The organism is Mycolicibacterium arseniciresistens (assembly GCF_030519285.1).
Lineage (GTDB): Bacteria > Actinomycetota > Actinomycetes > Mycobacteriales > Mycobacteriaceae > Mycobacterium > Mycobacterium arseniciresistens.
Genome location: NZ_JAUMSQ010000363.1, coordinates 1 through 444 on the forward strand (window position 1 = coordinate 1; position 444 = coordinate 444).

At 71.8% G+C, this 444-nt stretch carries 1 pseudogene; it reads right to left on the reverse strand.

The window, feature by feature from the left end:
- Positions 1-428, reverse strand: a pseudogene (locus Q2100_RS28325) (hypothetical protein); the annotation flags it as partial.
- Between the last annotated feature and the right edge of the window lie 16 nt (positions 429-444).

Below are 444 nucleotides of genomic sequence, written 5' to 3' on the forward strand. Positions count from 1 at the left end.
GGCGGCTCGGTGACGGTGACGGTCTCCGGCGGCGGAGGCGGAGGCGTGGTGCTGCTCGGCGGCGGGGGCGGCGGCGGTGTCGTGGTGGTGATCTCGTCCTGCACGGCTGGAGCCGAGGTGGTGGTGCTGGTGTCGGGTGAGGCGAGGTCGTCCGGGTCGTCGCTGGCGACCAGTACGGATACCGACACCACGAGCGCGATGGCCGCGATGATCGCCGTGACGCCCACCACCCAGGGCCAGCGTGGCGGCGAGGTGGCGACGGCCTGATCGACGGCGGGGTCGTAGCTGTCGTAGTCGTAGAGCGCGGCGTCAGCGGGCACATAGGGGCCACTGGTGAACTGTTCCGACTCCGGCGCGGAGTACGCCTGTGAGTGGACCTCGGTCGCACCGGTCGGAATCGGCACGTCGGCCGCGGGCCCGGAATCGATGCCGGGATCGGCCTTG